We start from the raw sequence: 4,537 nt of genomic DNA on the forward strand, positions 1-4,537 counted from the left end.
GCTTGGCCCTTGCTGGAGCCGCCATCGTGGTGCCTTACGGCCAGACCAACGTGGCCTGGTTCGTGCTGCTGTCGGTGCTGGCCATCGTGGTGCTCTCGCGGTAATAAAATCATAGTTTATTAAACAAATCGATGTAATCACAATTCCCATTGCGCCGTCTTGGCGACTTACAGGGAGTTGATATGAAACTGCAAAATAAAAAAGTCCTCATCGTAGGAGGAACGTCTGGCATCGGTTTTGCAACTGCACAAGCAGCACTCATGCAAGGTGCAGAAGTCGTTGTGTCATCTTCAAAGAAGGAGAAGGTCGAAGCAGCCATTGCTGCCTTGGGGACGGGTGCAAGCGGAGTAGTATCGGACGTGAACAGTGCCAGCTCCTTGGAATCCTTGTTTGAGGAAACCGGACATTTCGACCATCTCGTTTATACGGCCGGCGAAAGCCTGCTGTTCGGCAATCTGGAGAGTATTGAAATGGTCGCCATACGCGATGCATTCAACGTGCGTGTGTTCGGTGCAATTGCTGCGGTCAAGGCAGCTCTTCACTATATACGTCCAGGAGGTTCGGTCGTGCTGACCAGTGGCATCGCCGGTGCGCGAGCGCCCAAAGGCTTGTCCATCGGTGCCAGCATTTGTAGCGCAATGGAGGGACTAACGAGAGCCCTTGCAGTTGAGCTCGCACCGCTACGAGTCAATATTGTCAGCCCGGGTTTTGTTCGTACACCGTTATGGGCCAATATGCCCGAGAGCGATCGAGAAACAATGTATCAACAAGCCGGTTCTGCATTGCTGGCAGGAAGAGTCGGTGAGGCAGACGAAATTGCCCAAGCCTATTTATATTTGATGAACAACGATTTTGTCACCGGGCAGACTGTCGTGATTGACGGTGGTGGCCTTCTCGTCTGAATGTCTCACCAGGATCAGTAGGTCGACGGTTCGATTGCGCCCATCAGCACCATAACAGAAGCGGCTTGCAGTGATGCAGGCCGCTTTTTTTGCTCTGCAATTTTTACACTTAATTAAGCACGCAGCCCCCGCCGGCTGTGCCAGGGCATCGGCGTGTTTGCGCGGGTTGCTCCCACAGGCTGCCATTAGCTGCACAAAAGGAAAATCTGATAGCGCGCAGGTCACCCTATTTTGAACGTGCTGACAAGATCCGATAAATTAGCGGCTTGATCTTCCATCGCAGTTGAGGCAGCCGCAGCTTCTTCTACCAAGGCCGCATTCTGTCGCGTCATCGTATCCATCTGCGTAACGGCTTGATTGATCTGCTCAATGTCAGAGGTCTGCTCTTGGCTAGCCGCCGTGATCTCTTTGACGATATTGCTTACCCTACCAATACTTTCGACGATGTCCTGCATCGTGCTGCCTGCTTGATCGACCAACTTGCTGCCGGCATCGACTTTATCAACCGAATCTTCTATCAAGCTCTTTATTTCCTTCGCTGCGCTCGCAGACCTTTGCGCCAAACCACGTACTTCGGAAGCTACGACGGCGAATCCTCGACCTTGCTCACCTGCACGAGCGGCTTCCACTGCGGCGTTCAATGCCAGGATATTAGTTTGAAAAGCGATGCCATCAATGACAGAAATGATATCCACGATTTTCTTGGACGAGTCGTTGATCGAACCCATGGTTTCGATCACCTTCGATATAACACTTCCACCCTGTATGGCAACTTCGGAGGCTGAAATTGCCAACTCATTTGCTTGTTGAGAATTTTCGGCATTGCGCGCCACGGTTAAACTCAGTTCTTCAATGGACGAAACCGATTCTTCCAACCCACCAGCCTGCTGCTCTGTTCGCGAAGAAAGATCATGATTTCCGATAGCAATCTGACGGGACGCCGTAGCGATGGTATCGGTGCCGCTACGCACTTTGGCGACAATGTCGGTCAAGCTGTCGCGCATGACCTTGATCGAAAATAACAGGCTCGTGCAATCTCCTGATTTGATTTCAATATTGGTAGCCAGATTACCGTCAGCGATCTGTCCCACAACGTTGACGGCATAAGCTGGCTCGCCACCCAACTGACGTAAAAGACTTCTGGCAATGACGTATAGGAATATCGAGACACAACCGACCGATCCTAACAATATAGTCAGCATTAGCCATTTGGCTGTGAGAAGCTCCTCTCGAGCATTTTTCTCGTCCAACTCGTTGCTCTTAGTGGTCGCATCAACCAAGCTGTTGATAGCTGCACGATGCTGGTTGTAATACTGTTTCATATTTTCCAGCGCCACTTTGGCGGTAGCCACATCGTTCTTTTCTAACGCTGGAATGAATTGGTCGAAGGCAATTCGATAGAAAGCCCTTGCAGGTTTGTCGGCAACTTTGAATTTGTCCAACAGCGAACTCTCAAGAGTTTGCCCTTCCCAAAACTTGTGCCGTTCCTCGTAATCCGTTTTAAGCGCCTGGAGTTTTTCTATGAGTTGTTTTCGGTCATCTGAAGTTGCCTCAAGCAATTGCAAGGAGGTCAAATATGACTCGATGATGTATTCCGGCGGCGGCAAAATATCCCCGATCAGATCTTTTCCCTGCACGATTCGCTGGTAGATCGGGCCATTCACCTGTAGGTGGCTCAAGGTTCTGAACGAGCAGATTCCGTATAACAAGAAACTCGCAATAAGTAAGGTAAGCAGCAATACAAACCGGTGAGAAACTTTCAATGCAATTTTCATCTTCCATTCCTAGGCGCAATTTTTTTTCTGTTAAGTCCTGCGCGTGAACTTGTATCATGAGCATTTGACGTCAGCATGACCTTCTCTTGGGGAAACCAAGCCGACGGCCTGGCTGACCGCCAGACCACGCTGGCATCTGCTCCTCCCCCGATACCAGCAAAAAACTCCATAAAATCTTCCGGCCCCTTCTCTACTCCTCACCGACAAGCCAAGAGAGCGCAACCGATCTTCAGGAAGAGACCGCAAGCTGGGCTGCCGCCGAGCAAAGGATCCTACGCACAAGATCGGCTTGCCGGTTGGTGCCGGTCTTGGCCAGTACCTGCTTCATCTGGAAGCGTACTGTTCCCAATCCGACGCCGCGGCGCTGCGCATACTCCTCCAACGTCACCCCGGACACAAACGCACTGGCCAGCCGAGCCTCCGCCGCGGTCAGTCCGAACAGCGCGACCAACGCCTCGGCCGGAACCATTCTCACCGAGCGTTCGCCACTGAGGCTGATCAGAACCAGGGGAGCGCCGCTCACGCTCGACTCATCCAACAAGTCGAAAGAAAGTTGCCAACGGTATTGGTCGATGTCGAGAGCCAGAAAGGTCGGTGCGACGCCGTCACCCTGACGGCACAGCGCATCGATCAGCCTTTGTCGCGCTTCGGGATGCGCCACATGCAAGCGTCCATCGCGCAGTTGCAATCCCCGCCCCTCCGCCATTTCGCTACGCGCCTTCTGGTTGAGCCACGCACGCCCCCGGCGACGTCGCAAACGATCAGGCCTTAAGGCATACGTTCGAGATAGCGCTGCACCAGCTGCTCTCCCGCAAGACGTTGCATCGTGGCCCTGCTGATCTGCATCGCTTGGGCGAAATGAGGCACTTGAGCTGCCAGACCATCGATCTGGCGGCCGGAATAATCAGTGTCATCGTCTGGTCGGCGATACAGAGAAAGGCCCATGTAGTGGTCTTGGCCGAGGCACCAGGCCCCGCCAAGAAACCGTCCGTATCCCATCAAGCGCATACGTTCCTGAAGCTGATGCCGGACGGACTCTTCTTCTTGTGAGAACAGATCATTATCCGAGACGATACGGCCAACACCCGCCGATATTCTCTTGGCGTCTATGCGCGGATTGCCTTCATCCCGAATAAGATTTCGGTACAGCAACATATCGGTGCGCGAATCATGGACCTGCCAGACGGTGTTGACCTTCTCTCCATTCACACGAAATTCCTGAAGCAAGGCGTGTTCGACCTCGAATTCGGCACATACCCGATTCATCAGATCGCACCACTGCGACGGCGTACTGGAGCACGCATAGAGTTGCAAAAGGAATGCGTTGCCTGGTTTGATGGCGTGACTACTGACTGGAATACTGTCCACTGAGTTTGCCTCCAGACAATTTCAGACTTGGCCCCATCGTTTCCCGTGTTCAGAACGGCATGGGGGAGGATCGCGCACCGCACGATAACGAAGAGACTTGCAAGGTGCCGTCATATTCTAATGGATCAACGGGCAAGTCCGGCAAGCAACGGGGCGGGAAAAGGGTGATTTGTTATCGCAGAGATGCCTTGATGTTCCACTCGGCAATATTGGGGGACTAAATTTGTCTTCTTATCCTATGTAGTAGATGAAAGAGAAGCCGCCGTCAGATGATCATTCGTAAATGATCATAATTATTTAGAGGAAACGGCGATGCACAAGGAAACCCCCATACACTTCAAGTCCGCGACTGAACTTCTGAAGTTGCTTCGCACCCGCCAGATCGGCGCTGTCGAAGTACTGCAACATCACTTGGAGCGGGTGGAACGCCTCAACGGCGATCTCAACGCCGTCGTGACCCAGGATGTCGAAAGCGCTCTTCGCGCCGCCCGG

Annotated in this window: 4 protein-coding genes and 1 pseudogene; 2 read left to right on the forward strand and 3 right to left on the reverse strand. The window is 52.7% G+C overall.

From position 1 onward, the window contains the following. Positions 1–182 precede the first annotated feature (182 nt). The gene (locus I5W_RS03260; protein WP_017455384.1) at positions 183–902 is read left to right on the forward strand and encodes an SDR family oxidoreductase; all 720 of its coding nucleotides are present in this window, start codon (positions 183–185) and stop codon (positions 900–902) included. A 221-nt stretch (positions 903–1,123) separates the two neighbouring features. On the opposite strand, the gene I5W_RS03265 is transcribed toward I5W_RS03260, so the two are convergent. The 3 genes from I5W_RS03265 to I5W_RS33080 form a co-directional block, all read right to left on the reverse strand. Beyond that, entirely contained in the window at positions 1,124–2,677 is a 1,554-nt protein-coding gene (locus tag I5W_RS03265; RefSeq protein WP_044528168.1) for a methyl-accepting chemotaxis protein, read from the reverse strand. 229 nt (positions 2,678–2,906) lie between these two features. Beyond that, positions 2,907–3,365 carry a helix-turn-helix transcriptional regulator gene (locus I5W_RS33075; RefSeq protein WP_252716870.1) on the reverse strand — a complete coding sequence of 153 codons (459 nt, stop codon included), beginning with the start codon at positions 3,363–3,365 and terminating at the stop codon, positions 2,907–2,909. Positions 3,366–3,445: 80 nt separating this feature from the next. Further along, complete coding sequence (locus tag I5W_RS33080) at positions 3,446–4,045, reverse strand: hypothetical protein (RefSeq protein WP_252716871.1); 600 nt, start codon at positions 4,043–4,045, stop codon at positions 3,446–3,448. A 312-nt stretch (positions 4,046–4,357) separates the two neighbouring features. Here I5W_RS33080 and I5W_RS31930 point away from each other — a divergent pair. Then, positions 4,358–4,537: pseudogene (locus I5W_RS31930) on the forward strand (amidase); the annotation flags it as partial.

It is taken from the genome of Herbaspirillum sp. B65, from assembly GCF_000333555.1.
Taxonomy (GTDB): domain Bacteria; phylum Pseudomonadota; class Gammaproteobacteria; order Burkholderiales; family Burkholderiaceae_D; genus Herbaspirillum; species Herbaspirillum rubrisubalbicans.

Coding starts and splice junctions, on each gene's coding strand:
- I5W_RS03265 (WP_044528168.1), bottom strand. CDS start 2,677: ATGAAAATTGCATTGAAAGTTTCTCACCGGTTTGTATTGCTGCTTACC.
- I5W_RS03260 (WP_017455384.1), top strand. CDS start 183: ATGAAACTGCAAAATAAAAAAGTCCTCATCGTAGGAGGAACGTCTGGC.